The 19,949-nt window shown below is 70.6% G+C and carries 12 protein-coding genes; 6 read left to right on the top strand and 6 right to left on the bottom strand.

The genetic code is table 11. From position 1 onward, the window contains the following. Positions 1 to 62: 62 nt before the first annotated feature. On the top strand, positions 63 to 2,786 hold the full coding sequence (gene pulA / locus KRR26_RS14595; protein ID WP_236068600.1) for a pullulanase-type alpha-1,6-glucosidase: 2,724 nt from the start codon (positions 63 to 65) through the stop codon (positions 2,784 to 2,786). 62 nt (positions 2,787 to 2,848) lie between these two features. On the opposite strand, the gene map is transcribed toward pulA, so the two are convergent. The 4 genes from map to KRR26_RS14575 form a co-directional block, all read right to left on the bottom strand. Continuing rightward, complete coding sequence (map, locus tag KRR26_RS14590) at positions 2,849 to 3,841, bottom strand: type I methionyl aminopeptidase (RefSeq protein ID WP_120206313.1); 993 nt, start codon at positions 3,839 to 3,841, stop codon at positions 2,849 to 2,851. After that, on the bottom strand, positions 3,838 to 4,068 hold the full coding sequence (locus KRR26_RS14585; protein ID WP_120206314.1) for a hypothetical protein: 231 nt from the start codon (positions 4,066 to 4,068) through the stop codon (positions 3,838 to 3,840). Before KRR26_RS14585 ends, map begins: the two co-directional genes overlap by 4 nt. 142 nt (positions 4,069 to 4,210) lie before the next feature. Further along, a complete protein-coding gene (locus KRR26_RS14580) occupies positions 4,211 to 4,735 on the bottom strand; it encodes a hypothetical protein (RefSeq protein ID WP_233576917.1) in 525 nt (174 codons plus the stop codon). Then, positions 4,732 to 6,402, bottom strand: coding sequence for a YncE family protein (locus KRR26_RS14575; protein WP_217080100.1), 1,671 nt, complete (start codon positions 6,400 to 6,402; stop codon positions 4,732 to 4,734). Before KRR26_RS14575 ends, KRR26_RS14580 begins: the two co-directional genes overlap by 4 nt. A gap of 483 nt (positions 6,403 to 6,885) precedes the next feature. Between KRR26_RS14575 and KRR26_RS37430 the strand changes: the two genes are divergently transcribed. The 5 genes from KRR26_RS37430 to KRR26_RS14550 all read left to right on the top strand — a co-directional run bounded on the left by KRR26_RS37430 (position 6,886) and on the right by KRR26_RS14550 (position 16,777). Continuing rightward, the gene (locus KRR26_RS37430; RefSeq protein ID WP_217080099.1) at positions 6,886 to 10,728 is read left to right on the top strand and encodes a serine/threonine-protein kinase; all 3,843 of its coding nucleotides are present in this window, start codon (positions 6,886 to 6,888) and stop codon (positions 10,726 to 10,728) included. 71 nt (positions 10,729 to 10,799) lie between these two features. Further along, positions 10,800 to 12,530, top strand: a complete 1,731-nt coding sequence (locus KRR26_RS14565; RefSeq protein WP_217080098.1) for a HEAT repeat domain-containing protein — start codon at positions 10,800 to 10,802, stop codon at positions 12,528 to 12,530. Positions 12,531 to 12,533: 3 nt separating this feature from the next. Next, the gene (locus tag KRR26_RS14560; RefSeq protein ID WP_120206318.1) at positions 12,534 to 13,883 is read left to right on the top strand and encodes an HD-GYP domain-containing protein; all 1,350 of its coding nucleotides are present in this window, start codon (positions 12,534 to 12,536) and stop codon (positions 13,881 to 13,883) included. A 112-nt stretch (positions 13,884 to 13,995) separates the two neighbouring features. After that, positions 13,996 to 15,894 (top strand): serine/threonine protein kinase, encoded by a 1,899-nt coding sequence (locus tag KRR26_RS14555; RefSeq protein ID WP_217080097.1) that lies wholly within the window; start codon positions 13,996 to 13,998, stop codon positions 15,892 to 15,894. 16 nt (positions 15,895 to 15,910) lie between these two features. Further along, positions 15,911 to 16,777 (top strand): DUF2381 family protein, encoded by an 867-nt coding sequence (locus KRR26_RS14550; protein WP_217080095.1) that lies wholly within the window; start codon positions 15,911 to 15,913, stop codon positions 16,775 to 16,777. On the opposite strand, the gene KRR26_RS14545 is transcribed toward KRR26_RS14550, so the two are convergent. Together KRR26_RS14545 and KRR26_RS14540 are read right to left on the bottom strand one after the other, a co-directional pair. Then, a complete protein-coding gene (locus KRR26_RS14545) occupies positions 16,743 to 19,175 on the bottom strand; it encodes a PAS domain S-box protein (protein ID WP_217080094.1) in 2,433 nt (810 codons plus the stop codon). The genes KRR26_RS14550 and KRR26_RS14545 overlap by 35 nt on opposite strands. A gap of 77 nt (positions 19,176 to 19,252) precedes the next feature. Then, a complete protein-coding gene (locus KRR26_RS14540; RefSeq protein WP_233576918.1) occupies positions 19,253 to 19,891 on the bottom strand; it encodes an START domain-containing protein in 639 nt (212 codons plus the stop codon). Positions 19,892 to 19,949: the final 58 nt, after the last annotated feature.

The following is a 19,949-nucleotide window of genomic DNA, read 5'->3' as shown; positions in this document are numbered from 1 at the left end:
GGAGTGTTATTATTAAGAAGTTGTGTGTGAAGGTGGAGGGTGAGTTTGTGGGAGATTTGTGGATGGCGCGCGCGCATTGGATATCCCGCGACACGCTCGTGTGGGAGCCCGAGCAGCTCAAGGACGGCGCCACGGTGCGGCTGCACACCGACCCCGCGGGCGCGATGCACCTCTCGGGCACGGGCGTCGTGGGAGGCGAGGCGCTGACGCTGACGCGCTCGACCTCGGGGTTGAGCGCCGAGCAGCAGGCGCGCTTCCCGCAGCTCGTGGGACGCCCGGTGTTCAAGCTGGCGGCATCCGAGGTGGCCCGCGTGCCCGCGATGCTCAAGGGACAGGTGGCGCTGTCCGTGACGGACCCCGATGGAAAGCCCGCCGACGCGACGGGCCTCCAGCTCGCGGGCGTGCTCGATGACACGGACCTGTACACGGGGCCGTTGGGCGTGAGCTTCGAGCGCGGACGGCCCACCCTGCGCGTCTGGGCGCCCACGGCGCGCGCGGTGAGCGTGCGCGTGTTCGAGGACGCGCGGCCCAGCTCCGCCTTCGTGAGCGTCCCCATGACCGAGGGCGAGAAGGGCGTGTGGAGCGTCACGGGGGACCCCGCGTGGTACGGCCGCTTCTATCTGTACGAGGTGGAGGTCTATGTCCCGCGCGAGGGCGCCACGTTCGTCAACCTCGTGACGGACCCCTACTCGGTGGCGCTCTCCACCAACAGCACGCGCAGCCAGCTCGTCAACCTGGCCACCTCCGAGTTCCAGCCGCGCGGCTGGAGCCAGCTCGCCAAGCCCGCGCTCGCGGCGCCCGAGGACATCGTCCTGTACGAGCTGCACGCGCGCGACTTCAGCATCCACGACCTCACCGTGCCCGCCGAGGAGCGCGGCACGTTCAAGGCCTTCACGCGGGACTCGGATGGCATGCGGCACCTGTCGCGGCTGGCGCGCGCGGGCGTCACCCACGTGCACCTCCTGCCGGTGTTCGACTTCGCGACCGTCAACGAGGACGCGGCCTCTCGCCGTGAGCCCGAGGGGGACCTCGTGTCGATGCCGCCGGACTCGGCGGAGCAGCAGGCGCGCGTGGCGGCGGTGGTGGATGCGGATGGGTTCAACTGGGGCTACGACCCGCTCCACTACACGGTGCCCGAGGGCAGCTACTCGACGAACCCCAACGGGCCCACCCGCACGCTGGAGTTCCGGCAGATGGTGCAGTCGCTCAACCAGCACGGCCTGCGCGTGGTGATGGACGTCGTCTACAACCACACGCACTCGGCGGGGCAGGACGCCCGCAGCGTGTTGGATCGCATCGTCCCCGGCTACTACCACCGGCTGAACGACGACGGGAACGTGGAGACCAGCACGTGCTGCCAGAACACGGCGTCCGAGAACGCCATGTTCGAGAAGCTCATGGTGGACTCCGTGGTGACGTGGGCGCGCGAGTACAAAGTGGACGGCTTCCGCTTCGACCTGATGGGTCACCACATGAAGTCCACGATGCTGCACCTGCGCGCCGCGCTGGACGCGCTCACCGTGGAGAAGGACGGCGTGGACGGCAAGAGCATCTACATCTACGGCGAGGGCTGGGACTTCGGTGAGGTGCAGAACAACCAGCGCGGGGTGAACGCCACGCAGCGCAACCTGGCCGGCACGGGCATCGGCACCTTCAGTGACCGACTGCGCGACGCCGCTCGCGGAGGTGGCCCCTTCAGTGGCATCCAGGACCAGGGGTTCATCACCGGCCTGTCCCTCTGGAGCAACGGCACCCCGCAGGGCACGCCCGCGGAGGAGCGCGCGCGGCTGCTGCACGACACCGACCTCATCCGCCTGGGGCTCGCGGGCAACCTGAGGGACTTCTCGCTCGTGGACAGCACGGGCAAGGACGTGACGGGCGCGCAGGTGGACTACAACGGCAGCCCGGCCGGCTACGCCGAAGACCCGCAGGAGGTCATCACCTACGTCTCCGCGCATGACAACGAGACGCTCTTCGACGCCGTCCAGCTCAAGGCCCCGCGCGCGGCCACCCTGGCGGACCGCGTGCGGATGCACAACCTGGGCATCTCGCTGGTGGCGCTGAGCCAGGGCATCCCGTTCTTCCACGCGGGCGACGAGCTGCTGCGCTCCAAGTCGCTCGACCGCAACAGCTACAACTCGGGGGACTGGTTCAACCAGCTGGATTGGACCTACCAGCGCAACAACTGGGGCGTGGGCCTGCCACCCGGCCAGGAGAACCAAGACCACTGGCCCCTCTTCCGCCCGCTGCTCGCGGACCCCGCCCTCAAGCCCGCGCCCGCGGACATCCAGCGCGCGCTGGAGCACTTCGAGGAGATGGTGCGGATCCGCAAGAGTTCGCCGCTGTTCCGCCTGCGCACGGGCGACGCGGTGAAGCGCCAGGTGCGCTTCGAGAACACGGGCCCCGGGCAGACCCCCGGCCTCATCGTGATGAGCATCTCCGGCGAGGGCACCGACACGCCGGACGCGCGCGCGGTGGTGCTCTTCAACAGCGGCGTCACGCAGCAGACATTCCAGGCCGAGCGCTATCGCAACCTCGCCCTGGTGCTCCACCCCGTGCAGAAGGACTCCACGGACCCCTTCGTGCGCGCGGCGAGCTTCGACGCACCCAGCGGGACCTTCACCCTCCCGGCGCGCACCACCGCCGTGTTCCTCTCGCCGCCTCCGGGCGGCCTCCCGCCGGACGGCGAGGACGGGTGCAGCACCACGGGTGGCTCGGCGTCCGTGCTCACCGCGCTCGGACTCCTGGCGGGAGCGGCCCTGCGGACGCGGCGGCGGCGGACCTAGGCCCGCCGGCTCGCCACGAAATTGAAGACCCGGCCCCAGACAGGGGCCGGGCCTCGGGTGAATCACGGCAGGGTGAGAATCTCGGCGCCCTGCTCGGTGACGAGGATGGTGTGCTCGAACTGCGCGCTGCGCTTGCCGTCCGCGGTGACGGCGGTCCAGCCGTCATCCCAGCTCCGGTGGTGCCAGTCGCCCAGGTTGATCATCGGCTCGATGGTGAACACCATGCCCGGCTCAATCACGGTGTCCGCCTCGGCCTCGTAGTAGTGCGGAATCTGGAGCGACGTGTGGAACGTCTCGCCGATGCCGTGGCCACAGTAGGCGCGCACCACGCTCATGCCGTTCTTCGTGGCGTGCCCCTCGATGGCGCGGCCGATGTCGCTGATGGGCCGCCCCACCTTCACCGCCCCGATGCCCAGGTCCAGGCACTCGCGGGTGACGCGCACCAACCGCTCGCTCTCGGGGTCCACCTTCCCCACGAAGTACGTGGCCGAGCAGTCCCCGTGGACGCCCTCCAGGAAGATGGTGATGTCCAGGTTGACGATGTCGCCGTCCTCCAGCGCGCGGCTGTCCGGGATGCCGTGGCAGATGACCTCGTTGACCGAGGTGCACAGCGACTTGGGATAGCCGTGGTAGTTCAGCGTGCTGGGATAGCCCCCGCGCTGGATGTAGGCCGCGTGGGTGATGGCATCGATTTCATCCGTGGTGATGCCAGGACGCAGGTGAGACGCCGCCTCCTGCAACACCTGTCCGGCCGCGCGGCAGGCCCGGCGCATGCGGGCCAGCACCTCCGGGCTCTTCACATCGGACTCGGCGAACCGCGAGCGGCGGGGCTTGCCCGACTCGGCATAGTCCGGCCGGGGAATGTTCGCGGGCACGCTGCGCCGAGGGCTGATGATGCCCGGCCGCACGCTGCCGGCGCGCACGGGCTCGGGGCCGCGCTTGCGAGCCTCGACGCTGTCCGCGCCGCGGTGGCACTTCTTGTACTTGGAGCCGCTGCCGCACCAGCACGGCTCATTGGGCCCGGGCAGCACCGCGGGAGGCGTGGTGACCGTCATCGCTCACCTCCCATGCGCACGTCCGGCGTCCGCCGCTCGCGCAGCCAGCGGATGACCTGGGGCTTCAACCAGAGGCGCGGTCGCCCGGTCCCCAGGTCCAGCACGGGACGGGGCATGTCCGGATAACGGCGCAGATAGGTGCTGACGCTGTTGGTGTGGCGCAGGTGCAGCAGTCCCGCCACGCCCTGGGCGTCAATCAAGTGCTTCGTGTTCACCAAGGGGCACATGGGGGGTGTCTATACCCGTAGACACCCGCGCATGCACGGATTCCGTACCCTGCCAGGGCGGCCCCCGCCTCCTTGCCCAGGAGGGAGGGTCCGCCGGGGCCCCCGCCCCACGGGCCGCAGGGACAGGGGCCCCGCCTGCGCCTCAGTGGGCGATGAAGGTGGTGGGGAGGAGGACTTTCTCGCCCGCGCCCTGGTCCAGGCTCTGCTTCAGGTGCAGCTCGATGACGGCGTGCTTGCGCTTCTCCAGCTCCACCCGCTGCGAGGTGAACAGGATGGTGGCGGAGCGGGCGTTGATGAGGCCGCCCTCGGTGCCCTGGTGATACAGCCCCACGTCATCGAAGCGCACCCGGATGTTCGCCTCGGGGGCGTCCTTGGGCAGATAGAAGGAGCCCAGCAGGTGCGCGTGGTCCTGGATGGACAGGTCCATGAACCGGCCCGCGGGGGACAGCGACACGGGCACCGGCTGGCCTCCAGCCGTCACCTCGACGCTGCCAATGCCCAGCATCACCTTGTCGTACGCCTCCAGGTCCGCGCCCTTGAGGCGCAGCTCGAAGCGGTCTCCGGGCGGCTCGTGCACCGGGGAGATGCCGTCGGACTCGCCGCACCCGCCCAGCAGGAACGACACACCCATCACGGCCGCCATCACCGACTTGCTCGCGGTCTTCATCGCGCCTTCTCCCAGAACCCAGGTTCCACGGCTCGGCCCAGACCCCAGGTGGGATCCAGGTTCCAGAACTCCTTGCTCAGCGGGACGGCCCACCGCGCGCCCGAGAGGTTGTGGGCCTCCAGACGGTGCAGGGTCCCCTCGAGGGTTTCGCGGTCCGCCGGCAGCACCGCCTCCTGGGCGGAGAGCGCGGGCGCCGGCGTCCCGAACACGCGCTCGTTGCAGACCGCGGTCACCCACTCCCGCGCGACCTTCACCGTCAGGGCCGCCATCTCCGAGCGCACGACGTTGTCCGAGGAGATGGCCGGGTTGGCCCACAGCACGCCCAGCGCGTCGTCCACGCCGAACACCGCGCCCACGTTCCCCAGGGCGATGGGGCCCGGGGCCATGCACTCCGTGAGGGCCTTCTCGCTGGACAGATAGAAGCCGCGGTCGCGCGTCACGGGCGCCGGGCTGAGTCCTCCGCTCGAGTCCGCCTTGAAGTTGCAGGTGGCGCCATCCGCGAACTGCGTCGTCGGTCCGGTGGAGACGGTGGACAGCACGCCCGTCGCCATGTTGACCGAGTAGAAGGTGTTGGCGCGCGAGGTGTTGGCATTGGTGGTGCCATAGAAGAACAGCCTGCCGTCGGCCGTGAAGATGGCCGACACCATGGAGTTCCCCTCGGACGTCGCGTCATTCACCTTCGAGCGGAAGGGGATGTCCGAGAACGTGCCCGTGCGCGGGTCCACGACCGTCACGCGCTGGGTCGCGCTGTTGAAGCCATACAGCAAGCCGTCCACCGGGCTCACCGCCACATCCGCGACCCGGAAGGTCGAGGGCGTGCCCACGACCATGTCCGACAGGACCGCGCCCGTCTGCGGGTTGACCAGGATGAGGTGGTTCGTGGTGATTTCGAAGCCCACGAAGATGCCTTCCTTGAGGAAGGCACCCGCGCCCCAGCGGGCCGAGTTGGCCGCCCCCGTCACCAGCGGCGCGATGACCTGCGTGGAGCCATTGGCATCCACGCGGACGAGCTGGGGTGGGTCCACCGCGTTCGCGGAGATGGCATACAGAAATCCATCTTTGTGATTAAACGCCAATGCGTTGTATGGAAGCGCCGTGTCACCCTGGAGCGCCAGCGAGCCGGTGGCGGGGTCGAAGATATAGAGATGCGAGGGGCCGGAGGGTAAGCCCTCGGGGGTCGAGGACGACGTGGAGATGTAGATGGTGTCGTCACAGTGAAGCACGGGCTCCTGGGTGCAGAGCACGTTGGTGGAGGCCTGGCTGGAGCCGCTGTTCTCCCAGCCAATGCCGAAGATGTTCGTGAAGCTGACGGTGGCGTTCGGGCTGTCCGGGTTCGAGTCCAACGCACCCAGGGCCACACACGCATCGTAGCTGACCACGTTGTATTGACATTGATACGTGACGTTGCCCCCCACGGGCACCGTCAGGGGCGGCGCCGGCAAAAAAGTGCAGGACGACAGCAGGTTGTCCGTGGCCGCCAACAGCACCGAGGGCAGCGTGGGGTGAATGTTTGTGGCCTTGAAGGTAAAATTCAGCGTGGTCGGATAACTTGTCACGAGGGCCTGCTTCGACCCGTTCACGAGCTTCTCCGCCAGGAAATCATGCGCCCCGGCGCCGGAGGACCAGAACACTCCTCCCAGCAGGACGCCCAACCATCTGTGATTCATGCGTTCATGCCTCCCCCCGTGTGACTCCCTCGTCACGGGGACGCCGGCCCAATGCACACGGGATGCCTCAGGTCGGGTCGCTGTTGAAAAACCTCCGGCCTGGGTCTTGGGTCGTGGTTCGCTGACCGGCGCGCACCAATTTGAAGACAGACATTCCGTTCCACGATGAAAACCAGCCAACCCTCGGCACGCGCGCCAGGGCAGGGACGCAAAGGCGCACATCACCCCAACAAACCTGACAACACTGAAAAACACGCATTCCTTCGATGAAACAAATACAGCCCGTCTCAATGTCTCGCGCGCGGGTCCCGGGCGCGGAGGGCCTCTCACGCCCCGACCGGTCGGATGCGGCTCTTTGCCCGCACCCCGCCCGCCCAAGGACCGCGCGCGCGGGTGGGTCACCTGCACCCACCACCTTCGCTTGCACGGAATGGGAGCAGGAACTGGCGGGGGCCCGGCGGGGCTGACTAGCGTTCGCGCGAGATGACGTCCGTGAGCAGCCCGGTTCCCCTCGTCTTCGGCCGCTATGCGGTGCTGAACCGGCTCGCCGTGGGCGGAATGGGGGAGATATTCCTGGCGCGGCAGGTGGGCGTCAGCGGCTTCGAGCGGCCCGTCATCCTGAAGAACCTCCTGCCCGACCTGTTGGACCAGGAGGGCTCGCTAGAGATGTTCCTCGACGAGGCGCGCGTGGCGGGGCGGCTCAATCACCCCAACGTCGTCTCGGTCTACGAGGTGGGCGAGTGGGGTGGAACCTTCTACATCGCGATGGAGTACATCGAGGGGGAGAACCTCGGGCGGCTGGCGCGGACCGCCCTGCGCGCCGGTACGCCGCTCGGGCCCGCGGTCTGCGCGGAGATCATCCGCGACGCGGCGCTCGGGCTGGACCATGCGCACCACGCGGTGGACGCCGAGGGAGCGCCGCTGGAGCTCGTCCATCGCGACATCAGCCCGCAGAACATCATGGTGCGGCTGGATGGCGTGACGAAGGTGGTGGACTTCGGCGTGGCGAAGGCGACCAACCGCTCCACGCGAACGCGCACCGGCATCCTCAAGGGGAAGCTGCGCTACATGTCCCCGGAGCAGGTCCGCAACCAACCGCTCGACGGTCGGAGCGACCAGTTCGCCCTGGGCGTGGTGCTGTGGGAGCTGGTGACCCAGCGCGTGTTGGTGGAGTCAGACAACCCCGCCGAGGCCATGCGGCGCATCGCGCTGACCCCCGCGCCGCGCCCCTCGAGCCTAGTCGCGGGCGTCTCTCCCCTGCTGGAGAACATCATCCTGCGCATGCTGGCCAAGCCGCGCGAGCAGCGCTTCGAGCGCTGCGCGGATGTCGCCCGTGCCCTCCAGGCCTACCTGGACGAGACGCCTCGAACGAATGCGAATGGCGTGTCCGCGACACTCGAGCGGCTGGTGGGCGAGAGCGTGCGCGCGCGACTGCAACAGTCCGGCACGGGCCTGGAGGGCGTGCTGCTGCGCGGCCCCGCCTCCAGCGTCTCCTGCCCTCGCTGCGGTCAGACGAGCAGCGACACCCACCGCTTCTGTCCGCACTGCGGCAGCGCGCGCTCCCCGACGCCCGCGCAACCCTCGGCGCCCGTCTCCTCCGCCGCCGAGCCCGTGGAGGCGCCCACCGTCCTCCATGTGACCGAGCCCCCCAGCGAGCCTCCCACGGAGGCCACGACGGCACTGGGGGCGGAGCCACCCCATGCGACCGTTCGGATCCGCGGGCGAGAGGCGGGCGCGCTCAAGCGCAAGCTGGTCATCCTCACGGTGGACCTGGAGGGCGTGGACGCGCTGAAGCAGGCCCTGGGCCCCGAGGAGGGATTGGAGGCCCTGGGCCAACTGCTCGACCTGGCCGCCGCCCTCGCCGAGCGACACGAGGCGGAGGTGGTCCAGCTCACCGAGTCCCGCTGGAGCCTCGCCTTCGGCCTGCCCACGGCGCGGCGGGAGGACCCGCTGCGCGCGGTGCGCTGCGCCCTGGAGCTGCTGCGCGCGGTGGAGACCACCGGGCCGCTGCCGCGCCCTCGGGCCCGCGCGGGCGTGGAGTTCGACGCGGTGCTGGTGAGTGGCGGCGGAGGGCGCGTGCCCTGGCGCGTGGCGGGAGGCGGCTTGGAGCGCGCCGCCGCGCTGGCCCAGGCCGCGAGGCCGGGCGAGACCCTCGCGGGCCCGGCGGTGAAGGCCCTGCTGGAAGAGCACGTGCGCTTCGCGGCCACGGGTCACCCCGAGGCCTGGAGCGTGGAGGGCTGGGGAGGCGTGGCGAGGAGCAGCCCCTTCGTCGGGCGCGTGGACGCACTGGCCGAAGCGCAGCGCGTGATGGAGGCGGTGCGGACCGGAGCGGGCGGCGCGCGGCTGTTCACGGGCACCGCGGGCATGGGCAAGAGTCGGCTGCTCGAGGCGGTGGAGGCGCGCGCGACAGCGCTGGCGCCGCTGCGGGTGGTCCGCACGAGCGCGGAGGAGCATCGCGGCGCGGGGCCCTTGGGACTGGTGCGCTCGGTGCTCACCGGGCTGGCGCGCACGCTCGGGACGTCGCCGGAGGGCGCGCCGCTCCAGCCTCTCGTGGCCCTGGGCATCCCGGCGCAAGAGGTCGCGGCGCTGTGGCGACGCCTGTCGCACGGAGGCCCGCAAGGACAGCTCCAGGCGGGCGACGCGGCGGTGACGGCGACCCTGTTGCGCGCGGCGCAGCCCGGAGGCCTGCTGCTGTTGGTGGACGACCTCCACCACGCGGACCCCTCTTCGCTGAAGCTGCTCCACGCCCTGCTCCTCACCTCGGATGCACGCGTGGCCCTGCTGGCGACGAGCGCGCCGGAGACGCTCCCCGGCGAGCTCGCGTCCCTCCCGGCCTTCGCCCTGGAGGGCATGCCTCGCGCCGAGCTGAAGGCCTTGCTCCAGGCCGCGTTCGGAGCCCCGCTCGGCGCGGAGGTGGAGAAGCGGGTCACGGAGCGCGCCGAGGGCAATCCCTCCTTCGCCCTGGAGTTGATGCGCGCCCTCATCGAGCGCGGCGACACGCAGCGGCTGGGTGGAGCCTGGCAGGCCACCGCGTCGCTGGATCGCGCGGTGCTCCCGGACAGCCTCGGGCTCGCGCTCGGCGCCCGGCTGGACCTGCTGCCACCTCCCTTGCAGCAATTCCTCTCGCGCGCCGCGGTCGAAGGCGCGGTCTTCAGCGCCGCGCTGATTCGAGACTCCCTGGGGGCGGGCACGGGCGGCGAGGCGCAGGAGATGCTCGTCGCGGATGGCTGGCTCTCCGAGGCCGGGGAGCGCCCCGGGTGTCTGCGATTCACCCAAGAGCTGACCCGCCAGGTCTTGCTCCAGCGCCTGCCCGCGAGCGCGCTGCGCCGCGCGCACCAGGAGCTGGCGGAGACGCTGGGACGCGACGCCTTCGCCGCCGAGCCCGCGCGCGAGGTCCGCGTGGCCAATCACCTGCTGGCCGCCGCCGCACCCGCCGCCACCGCCGCCTGCGAGCGCGCCGGTGAGCGATTGTCCGCGCGCGGCGAGTGGCGCGCGGCCACCGACTACTTCCGGCACGCGATGGGAGAGACGCCGGGACCGACTCCGTCCGCGCGGCTGTGGCAGCTCGGCATGCTGACCCGCGCGCTCACGTGTCTGGCGCAAGTGGACCCCGCGGCCGTGGAGCCCCTGGCCACCTCCTGGCTGGAGCGACTCCCCGCCACCGAGTCACCCGCCTCGCGCGCGGAGGTGCTGCGGCGCGTCGCCAGCGCGGAGCTGAAGCGAGGACACGTCGCCGCCGCGGAGGCTCGCCTCCAGGTGGCGCAGGAAGCGGCCCGCGAAGCCCCCGAGACCGAGGCCTGGGTGCTGGGCGAGCGCGCCCGGGCTCGCGAGGCCCGCGGCGACATCACCGGCGCCGTGGAGCTGCTCACCCAGGCCTTCCAGCGCATGGGCGGACGTCCCGCGCGCGCGCCGGAGTTCTATTGGGAGCACCTCAACCTGCTGGGGCGGTTGCAGCTGCGGCTCCAGCAGACCGAGCGCGCCCGCGTCAGCTTCATGCATGCCTTTGAACAAGCTCGCGCGAGCCACAGTGGCGTGGGACAAGCCCGCGCCCTGTCCAACCTCGCGGGTCTGCGCGTCCTGGCGGGAGAGCATGGCCCCGCGCTCGCGGAGCTGGAGCGCGCGCTCGCCCTCGCGGAACAGGCAGGCGATGCGCAGGAGGCCGCGCGCATCCACTACAACGCGGGGCGGCTGCTCGGCGCGGAAGGGCGCTCCGCCGAGGCGCGTGAGCGATTGGAGCGCGCCCGGGACCGAGCCCGCACCGCGGGTTGGAGAGAAGGCGAGGCCCTGGCCACACAGGCGCTCGACGCCCTCGCCTCACGCGCCTGAGTTCACTGCCTGACATTTCCGTGGCGGTTTCTGGATTTGCGGCAATGACAATATTTCAATGAATTACAACCATGCCTGCCCTCGCGATTGGAAAGCCGCTCGCCCCCGCCGCCTCGGCAACCGCGCCCACGCCCCGCCCCGAGGAAGTCGCCGCGGAGGTAGGCCATGCGCTGAACAAGGTCCTCGGCACCTACCGGTTCTATGCCGAGGGGCACTCGGCGCTGGAGGACGTGCTTCAACGCCTGAGCGAGGCGGTGCGGCGGTATCACGACGTCACGAGCGAGGCGGTGGTCCTGCACGTGCGCGCCTCGACGTTGCTCCTGGGCGAGGTCGTGCTCGTCGAGGCAACCTCGCCCAAGGACTCGGTGACGCGGCCGCTGTTCCTGGAGGGCGTGCAGGAGATTCTCTTCCAGCCCGGGCTGGAGCTGGCGGAGCTGAGCGCGTTCCTGGGCATGTGGCACCGGGCGCAGCAACGCGCGCTGCCGGCCGAGTATGACTTCTACACCTGGTTCTGGGAGCAAGGCTTCGAGGACATCGAGCTGGTCGTCGCCGAGGTGCCCACCACCACCGACGCCGGCGCGGAGTCCGCGCAGACCGAGGCCCTGTTGTCGGAGCGAGAGGAGCAGCTCTTCACGGCGCTGACCCGCCGCCAGGGCACGGGGAGCGGGCAGCGTCTGGCCGTGGGACATGACGAGTGGCTCGCGCGCCTGGAGGCCGAGGTCCTGGCGCCTGTCCACGCGGAGGACTTGAAGCGCACCGGCGCGCCCGCGTTCACGGGCGCCAGCGAGGCGGAGGTCGCGGAGCTGCGCGCCCTGCTGGAGCGCGAGCGAAACCCAGACGGTCTTCACGAGCGCGGGCTGTGGTTGGTGTGGGCCCTGCTCGCGGTCTGCCGCGACGAGGAGCGCCCGGCGCTGATGGGCTGGGCGGAAGAGCTGCTCGCGGGCTTGGTGTCCGCGGGCCGGTGGACCGCGCTCACGCACGTGGTGCAGGGCATGACCCGAGACGCGCGCGCCATGAGCGCCCGGGCGCCGGACCTCCACGCCGTCACGCGGCTGCTCCTCCGAGAGGGGATTCGCACGGGGCTCGCGCAGACGTCGGAGCAGGCCCAGGTGCTGGAGCTGCTGGGCCTGCTGCAGCGCGATGCCCTCCAGGGCGCCACGGACCTGCTCTTCGAGATGACCTCGTCCGAGTCTCGGGGCGCGCTGGCGCGGCTGCTCCTGCGTCGGGGCATTCCCCTGATGAACGTGCTGGTGACCCGCGCCGCGTCGCTGAACGTGCGAGACCTGGAGTGGGTGCGCCCCTTGCGCGAGTCAGGCCCGGACGCCCAGCCCCTGACGGCCGCGCTGCTGGGACATCCTCAGCCCGTGGTCCGCGTGGCCATCATCGCGCGCTTGGAGAAGCGCGACGTGGACCGCCACCGCGCGCTGCTCCTGAAGCTGCTGGCGGACCCCAACACCGATGTGCGGAGCGAGACCCTGGCGCTGCTCCTGCGGCACGGCGTGGAAGGCGCGGTGGGACCGCTGGTGACGCGCCTGGAGACGCGGCTCGACCGGCGCGAGCGCATGGCCGTGGTCCGCGCGCTCGCGGACCTGGGAGGCCCCGTCGCCGCGACCGCGCTGCGACAGGCGTTCGAGCGCGAGCAGGACACCGAGCTGAAGGCCCACTGCGCGCAATGCATGGGCATCCTCGGGGACCCGCGCGCCCGGCCGCTCTTGGAGGCCACGGCCCGCAAGCTCTTCGCCCCGCGGACGCTGAAGCTCGCCTGCCGGGAAGCCCTGGCACTGCTGGCCCCAGGAGCCTGAACCATGGATGGTGAGACGACACGTGAGGACGCGAATCGGGTGGGCCCTCGGCTCATGGCGCTGGTCGTGCGCTGCCTCAACGCGGTGTCCCTGCATGACGTGGACAACGCGGGCGTGAAGGAGGCCCTGGAGGAGCTGGGCGCGCTGCTGGACACCGCGCTGCGGGGGCAGACCTCCGTGGAGTTGCAGTGCGTGGGAGGCATCCCCTTCCTCAGTGGCGCGCGGATGAAGCTGGGCGACGAGCACCTGGAGACCGCCGTCTCGCTCCGGCGCTACCTGGAGCACTTCCAGGCGCAGGAAATCTCCTTCGGCGCGGGGCTGCGCCGTGAGCACCTGAGGACCTTCCTGGTCGCATGCCAGAAGCACCGGCGGACGCAGAAGCCCCAAGCCATCCTCCAGGAGAAGCTGGGCCCCATCCGCCTGCGCGACGTGCTCTCGTCCACCACCGTGTTGACGCCGCGCGAGGTGATGCTCCGGTACTACGCGCGCCTCGTGGTGTTGCTCAAGCACGTCATCGACACGCGAACTCCGGTGCGCATCGAACGCTTCCGTCGCGTGCTGCTCCGATTGGCCGACGCGTCGGTGGGCCACGAGTCCCTGCTGGTGGGGCTCACCCGCTTTCGCCGCGCGCAGGTCGATGGGGGGCAGCATGGCGCGGCGGTGGCGGTGCTCACCCTGTTGATGGCGCGACGCATGGGCCTGTCGCGCGCGCAGCAACTCGACCTCGCGCTGAACGGGCTGTTCCACGACCTGGGGCGCGGCACCACGCCCCTGTCCCCCGAGCAGGAGTTCGACCGCGCCTCGCACGAGCTGCTGGCGCGGCGCGGCCCCCTTCAAACAGGGCTTCGCCTCTTGCAGCGCCCGCTGGACAGCCAGCGCCTGGAGCGCGTGGTGGCCGCGCACGATTGTCTTCAGCCGGCCTGGAGCGGCCCGGTCCAGCATCCGATTGGCTTCGCGGGGAGATTGCTCGCGGTGCCCTGCGCGTTCGACCTGCTCACCTTCCCCTCGCCTCCCCATCCGGGCCTGCCGCCCGACACCGCGCTGCGGCTCATCACGCATCGGGCCGGCACGCGGTTCGACCCGCGGGTCGTCCGCCTGTTCACGGCGGTGGCGGGCTTCTATCCGGTGGGCACGCTGGTCCGGCTGTCGGGCGGACAGCTCGGCGTGGTGATGGACGTCCCGACCGATGCGGCGCTGGCGGCCAGGCCCCGCGTCCGGGTCATCCAAGGCGCGGGGAAGACCAAGGCCGACTACGTGGTCGACCTCGCCGAGCCCCAGCAGCGCCTCAGCATCATCGCGTCCCTCGACTCCACCGAGAGCGACCTCAACGTGCCCCACTTCTTGTTCTCCTGAAGCGCGCGGCACGCCCCCAACCATACCACCTGTGAGGGAGGCGACACCGCCCCCTCCCCAGTGAGTTGTCAACCCAAGAGGTTGACTGATACTCACTGGACCTGTGAAGGCCATGAGTGAGGACGGGACCCTCGTGTATCCGGCGGCGCTCCCGCCGGGTGCGGTGGTGGGTGGGTGGCGCATCGTCGAGAGGCTGGGCTCGGGGGGCTACGGGGCCGTGTATCGCGTGGAGCACCCGGATGCGCCCGGGCAGCCCTTCGCGCTCAAGCTGTCACTCCACCCGGACTCCGCACGCAGTCTGCGCGAGACGGCCCTCCTCCTGGACAAGGCCGTGCACCCCCACGTCGTGCGCGTCCACGCGAGCGGCCGGTGGCCCCATCCCCGCACCGGGCTCCCCTACTTCGTCATGGACTGCATCGAGGGCCCGGCCCTGCACACCTGGGCGGACACCTGCAATCCCACCTTCCGCCAGCTCGCCTTCGCGGGAGGCCATGTGGCCCTCGCGCTCGACCTGCTCCACGCGCGCGGCGTGGTGCACCGCGACCTCAAGCCCGAGCACATCCTCATTCAGCGGACCACGGGCCAACCCATCCTCATCGACTTCGGCGCGGGAGACGTCGCGGGCGCGCCCACGCTCACCACCGCCGCGCTGCCCCCTGGCACCCATCACCTGCGCAGCCCCGAGGCCGTCCACTTCCACCAGCGCCACTGGCGCACGCCCGAGGCCCGCTATCCCTACACCCACGCGGATGACCTCTACGCGCTCGGCGTCTGCCTCTACCGCGCGGCCACCGGCCACTATCCCTTCCCGCCCGACCTGCCCACCGACCTGCTCTATCTGGCCATCGCGACCCGGGCTCCGCCGCCACCCCAGGCCATCAACCCACGCATCCCCACCCCGCTCGCTCGGACCATCCTCCGCTTGCTGGAGAAGGACCCGAGGCGGCGCCCGCGACATGGCGGTCAGCTCCACGCGGAGCTGGTGGAGGGCATGCTCACCGCCCCCGAGGCGCCCTACGCCACACGGCTGTTCCTCGAGGAGCCCCGCGCCCCCTCTCAACCGGACGATGCGCCCGCGCAGGTGCACGTGCCGCGCTGGCCCAGCCGCGCCTACCCACCGCCTTCGCCCTGGCCGGGGCGACTCGCGCGCCTCCTCCCCGAGAGCTGGCTCGACGCGCTCGCCCGGTGGCAGGAGCGACAGGAGCCCGCGCTGCCGCCGCCCGGCCCCCGCCCTCGCTGGGGAGTGACCGCCGCGCTGTGCCTGCTGCTCGGCGGACTCTGGTGGCACTTCGTCCAGTCCCGGGGCCTCAATGACAGCACAACCTCCAGGGTCACCTCCAAAATCGACCCCTCCCAAGGTAATAAACTGGCGTCACCCGCAGAGTCCCCACACATTGGGCCTGCCGCGGTTCCGCTCCCCGTGAGCCCTACCCCCGCGGTCGTCGCCACACCGGCGGCGTCTCCAAAGGAAACCCCCGCCGTGCCCAATCCCTCTCTGTCTCACCCGCCTGCCTCGCGGCAGAACGCCACCCCTTTGCGCCGCGCCCTCAAGGTGGCCACGGTCACCGCATGCACAGGCCTGGCCTGCGCGGGCGTGCAGACGCGTTCCGGTCCGCCGGCCCCCCCGTGCCCCGCGAATGCCGTGGAGACGATGCGCAAGGAGTACGGTCTGCGAGGCACCGAACCCATCGGTGTGGCCTGGGAGCCCGGCCACACGGATCGGCGCTTCAACGCGCGCGACGGACAGCCCGCGGTGGGCACCGTCAACTTCCCCCTGAACCGCATCCCCATGAACCTGCTGCTGAAGGGAACGTTCATCTTCTCTGAGACGCGCGTCTTCATCCGTTTCACGAAGGCACAGGACGCCACGGGTCGTGTCGTCCCCGTCTGCTTCGACGCCTGGACCACCGATGGCGAAGACATCCAAGTGGGCCTCGCCCGTCACCCCAACGGCGAGGCGAACTCCGCTGGCATCGACTCGACCTTCCCCGTCTTCCCCAAGTTCGACTGAGCCAGGAACCCCGTCTGTGCCCGCATCTCTTGGCGGGTGCCTCGTGGCGCTGCTCCTGACCACCGAGACATTCCGTCCCGATACGCCCCAGGTCTCACTCGAGCCTCGTCCCCTCGCACCGCCTCCGGCGCAGGACACGGGTGCACCCGAGATCCACATCCAACCCGGGCGCGCCATCACCCTGCGCTTCGCACAGCCCCTGGCCTCCGAGTCCCTGTCCCCCAGGGACTCGGTGCACTTCGACGATGTCGCGGTGACTTCTGACACACTCGTCCTGCTGCCCACAGGGTCACTGAATGAGGACACGCGCCTGTGGCTCGACGTGCGCTTCGCCCAAGGCGCGGTCCCAGCTCACACGCGGCTGCGGCTGGTCGTTCACGCGGTCGGGCCCGATGACGAGGTTCGGATCCGGCTGGCCTCGTCCCCCTCCTCGGGCCCCGAAGCGGCGCAGTGCCTTCGCCCGGGGACGAATCCCGGCGGACTCGACGAGGTGTTCAGCCAAGGTGGGGTTGACCCGCGCGGAGTCAAAACACAGTTGCGCCACACGGACTCCATCCTCCGCGCGTCGGACATGCCTCCTGTCGACTCGCTCCTGAGCCTTCGCGCCAGCGAGCGCGTCGCCGTGGTCGTCTTCATTCGAGAGCAAGACCTCCCCCTCTCGCGAGTCCCCACTCACGCCACCGTCCGCGCCACGCATGGCAACGAATTCGCGAAGGCGACGGTCTCCCAAGAAGCGCCGCTGCGTGAGCAATCGAAAGTGCCCATCGTGGTGGAGGTGGAGGCGCGGCCAGACACGCTCCTCGGCGAGTACACGGTGGAGTTGAGGGACCGAGACGGCGCGCGGCTCTTCACCGTCCCCGGGGTGCGGTTCCCTCAGCTCTGACAGGGGTCCGGGCCGGGACAGGCTCCAGCGGGAGTTCCACGACGAAGGTGGAGCCCTGTCCCGGCTCGCTCTCCACCCAGATGTCTCCGCCGTGCGCCTCCACAATCTGGCGCGTGATGAAGAGGCCCAGTCCCAGCCCGCCGTAGTTGCGGGACGCGGCGCGCTCGAAGCGCGCGAAGATGCGGCCCTGCGCCTCATGCGGGATGCCCATGCCGTGGTCCCTCACCACGAGCCAGGCCTTGTGCGCGTGGGGCGCTACCTCCATCTGGATGGGGTGCCCCGCGCCGTACTTCATCGCGTTGGTCAGCAGGTTGAGCATGACCTGCTCCATCCGCAGACGGTCCCACCGCCCCAACACGGGCTCCGGCGCCACCAATTCGAAGGCGCACTCCGCCTTGTCGAGCTGCTCGGCGACGTGACTCGCCACCTGACGTGCCACCTCTGACAGGTCCAGCGGCTCCAGGCGAAGTGCGAGCCGGCGCTCGTTGACCCGCGAGACATCCAGCAGGTGGTCCACCAGTTGGGACAAGCGCTTGAGCTGCTCGTCGAAGACGCCCAGCATCCGCGCCAGCTTCGCCACGACGGGCAAGCCCCGAGGCGTACTCGCGAGCGCCGCGCCCATCTGCTGCACGCGCAGCTTCATGGAGGTGAGCGGCGTCTTGAGTTCATGGGACGCGATGGAGAGGAACTCATCCCGCGCGCGGATGGACTCCTGCGCCGAGCAGTAGAGCTGCGCGTTGTCGATGGCGAACGCGGCCCGGCGCCCCAGCTCCTCGGTCAGCGCCAGCTCCTCGCGCGAGTACACCTGCCCCGGCTGCGGCGAGACGAGGTACAGCACGCCCAAGGTGCGTCCCCGCGCGCGCAACGGGACGCCGAGCGAAGGCCGCTCCAGCAGCGCCCCCACGGCCGCCCAGCGCGGCTCCGCCAGCGCTCTCGCGGCCAGCAGCCCCCGGGACTCGCGCGAGGACTCCGCGTGCCCCGAGGACAGCACGCGAGCCGGCCCCCTCCGCGCGTCCACTCGCGGCGGGTGGGCCTCCAGGAACTCCCGCACCGTGCTCGCGCGCGCGGGGACGCTGTCCGCGACGGCCACCGGGCGCAGCCGCGCGCCATCCGAGCGCATGAACACCACGCACAGCTCCGCGAGCGACGGCACGGCCAGCTCGGCGACGCGCTGGAGCGTCGTCTCGTAGTCGAGCGACGTCACCAGCTCGCGGCTCGCCTCGGCCAGGAAGTGCTGGGAGGCCTCCGTCCGTTTGCGCTCGGTGATGTCCGTGGAGATGCCGCACATCGCGTACACCGAGCCGTTCGAGTCGATGAGCGGGAACTTCTGCGTGAGGTGCACGTGGACGCCGTCGTCGTGCGGCACGCGCTCCTCCTGCTCAACGGGCGCGCGAGAGCGGAAGACGGCCTGGTTCGCGTGGTCGAGGGCCTCGGCGATGTCGCGAGGGAAGACATCGAAGAGGGTCCGCCCCGCGACCTGCTGACGCGTGCGGTGCAGCAGCTGCTCCCACGCGCGGTTGACGAAGATGTAGCGCCCCCGCGCGTCGAGCAGGAAGAAGACCGCGGGCGCGTTGTCCAGGATGGAGCGCAGGCGCGTCTCGCTCTCCAGCAGGGCCTGCTCGGCGCGCTTGCGCTCCGTCACGTCGATGAGCACCGCGAGCGAGCGACTGACCCGGCCCGAGGCATCGCGCTCCGCGATGGCGGACAAGAGCACGTCGATGCGCTGCCCGTTCTTCTTCACGAGCTGATACGGCACGTCCCGGCAGATGCCCGTCTTGAAGTACTCGGGCAGGACGACGTCGCGCGCGTAGCGCTGGGACTCGGCCGTGAGGAACTCCACCGAGTCGCGCCCGAGCACCTCCGCGCGCTCGTACCCCAGGGTGCTCAACCAACAATCGCTGACGCTGATGAGCCGCCCCGTGCGGTCGATGGAGTGCATCATCACGGGCGTGTTGTTGTAGAGCGAGCGGTACTTCTCCTCGCCCGCGCGCAGCGACTCCTCGCTCCGCTTCAAGTCGGTGACGTCGTTGAAGACACACAAGCCGCCCTGCGTCCGCCCGTTCTCGTCGCGCACCGGGCGCGCGCTGACGAGCAGCCAGGCCCCCGAGGGCCGCTCGGCGTTGCGCAGGAAGACCTCGGCGCGATCGACGAGCTCTCCGTGGAGGGCGCGCACCACGGGCAGGCGCTCGGGCGGATAGAGCGTGGCCTGGTCCGGCAGGTACAGCCCGAAGTGCTCGGACCACTGCTCCACGGGCACGTCCACGGGCCCCAGGCCCAGGATGCGCTCGGCGGCGGGGTTGAGCAGGACGAAGTGGTGGGACGCATCCACCACGAGGACGCCCTCTCCCATGCTGGCGAAGACGGACGCGAGGAGGGGGCTGTCGTGCAGGCGAGCCATGGGTTGACGGAAGAGGCGAGCCCCCTTCCCTCAACGATGGGGGCGCCCGCCCTCGGCGCCAACCCGTCCGGCGGACGTCACTTCCCCGACTGGCGCTCGGCGGCGAGCTGCTGCGCCCGCTTCTCCACCGCGCGCAGCGTGTCTCGCACCGCGCTCTTCTGGCCCATGTTGACCAGGAACGTCGGGATGGAGCCCGCGGGGTCCACCGAGAACCGGTAGACGGCATACGAGGCGTGCTCGCCCCGAGGCTCCACGTGCCAGGTGCCTTCATTGAGGCGCACGCGCACGGTGTCGCGACGGCTGGGGAACAGGTCCGGCTCCGCCCACCAGCGCTGCGCGAAGACGCCCGTGCCATCCGGCGCCACGCCGGATTCGCGCACCACGTGGATGATGAAGTCGCGCGCCGTGACGACGGGCAGGTCCAGGCGCGTGTACGAGACGTGCTCGCCCTCCGCCACGGTCTTCACCGTGCGGGCCTCTTTCACGTAGGGCATCCAGAAGCGGTAGGTGTCCACGTTCTCCAGCGCCGCCTGCACGTCCGCGGCGCTCGCGTCGAGCTGTCCCTCGGCCCACACTTCGCGGGCCTGGGTGCCGGGGCGCGGGCGCACCTTCACGACGTACGGCGTCTCGGTCACCGTCTCCCACTCCTGCGCCCACGCGCCCGGGGCCACCAGCACCAGCGCCCACAGCACCACCCGGCTCGACTGCGTCTTCATCGTTCCGCGCCCTTCGCTTCCGGCCCCTCGGGCCGACCTGTATCGCATCTTTCCACGC

Origin of the sequence: Citreicoccus inhibens (assembly GCF_019039035.1) — a bacterium.
In the GTDB taxonomy this organism is placed as follows: domain Bacteria; phylum Myxococcota; class Myxococcia; order Myxococcales; family Myxococcaceae; genus Citreicoccus; species Citreicoccus inhibens.
The sequence above is the reverse complement of the archived record's forward strand: the minus strand, read 5'-3'. Positions and strand labels throughout refer to the sequence as shown.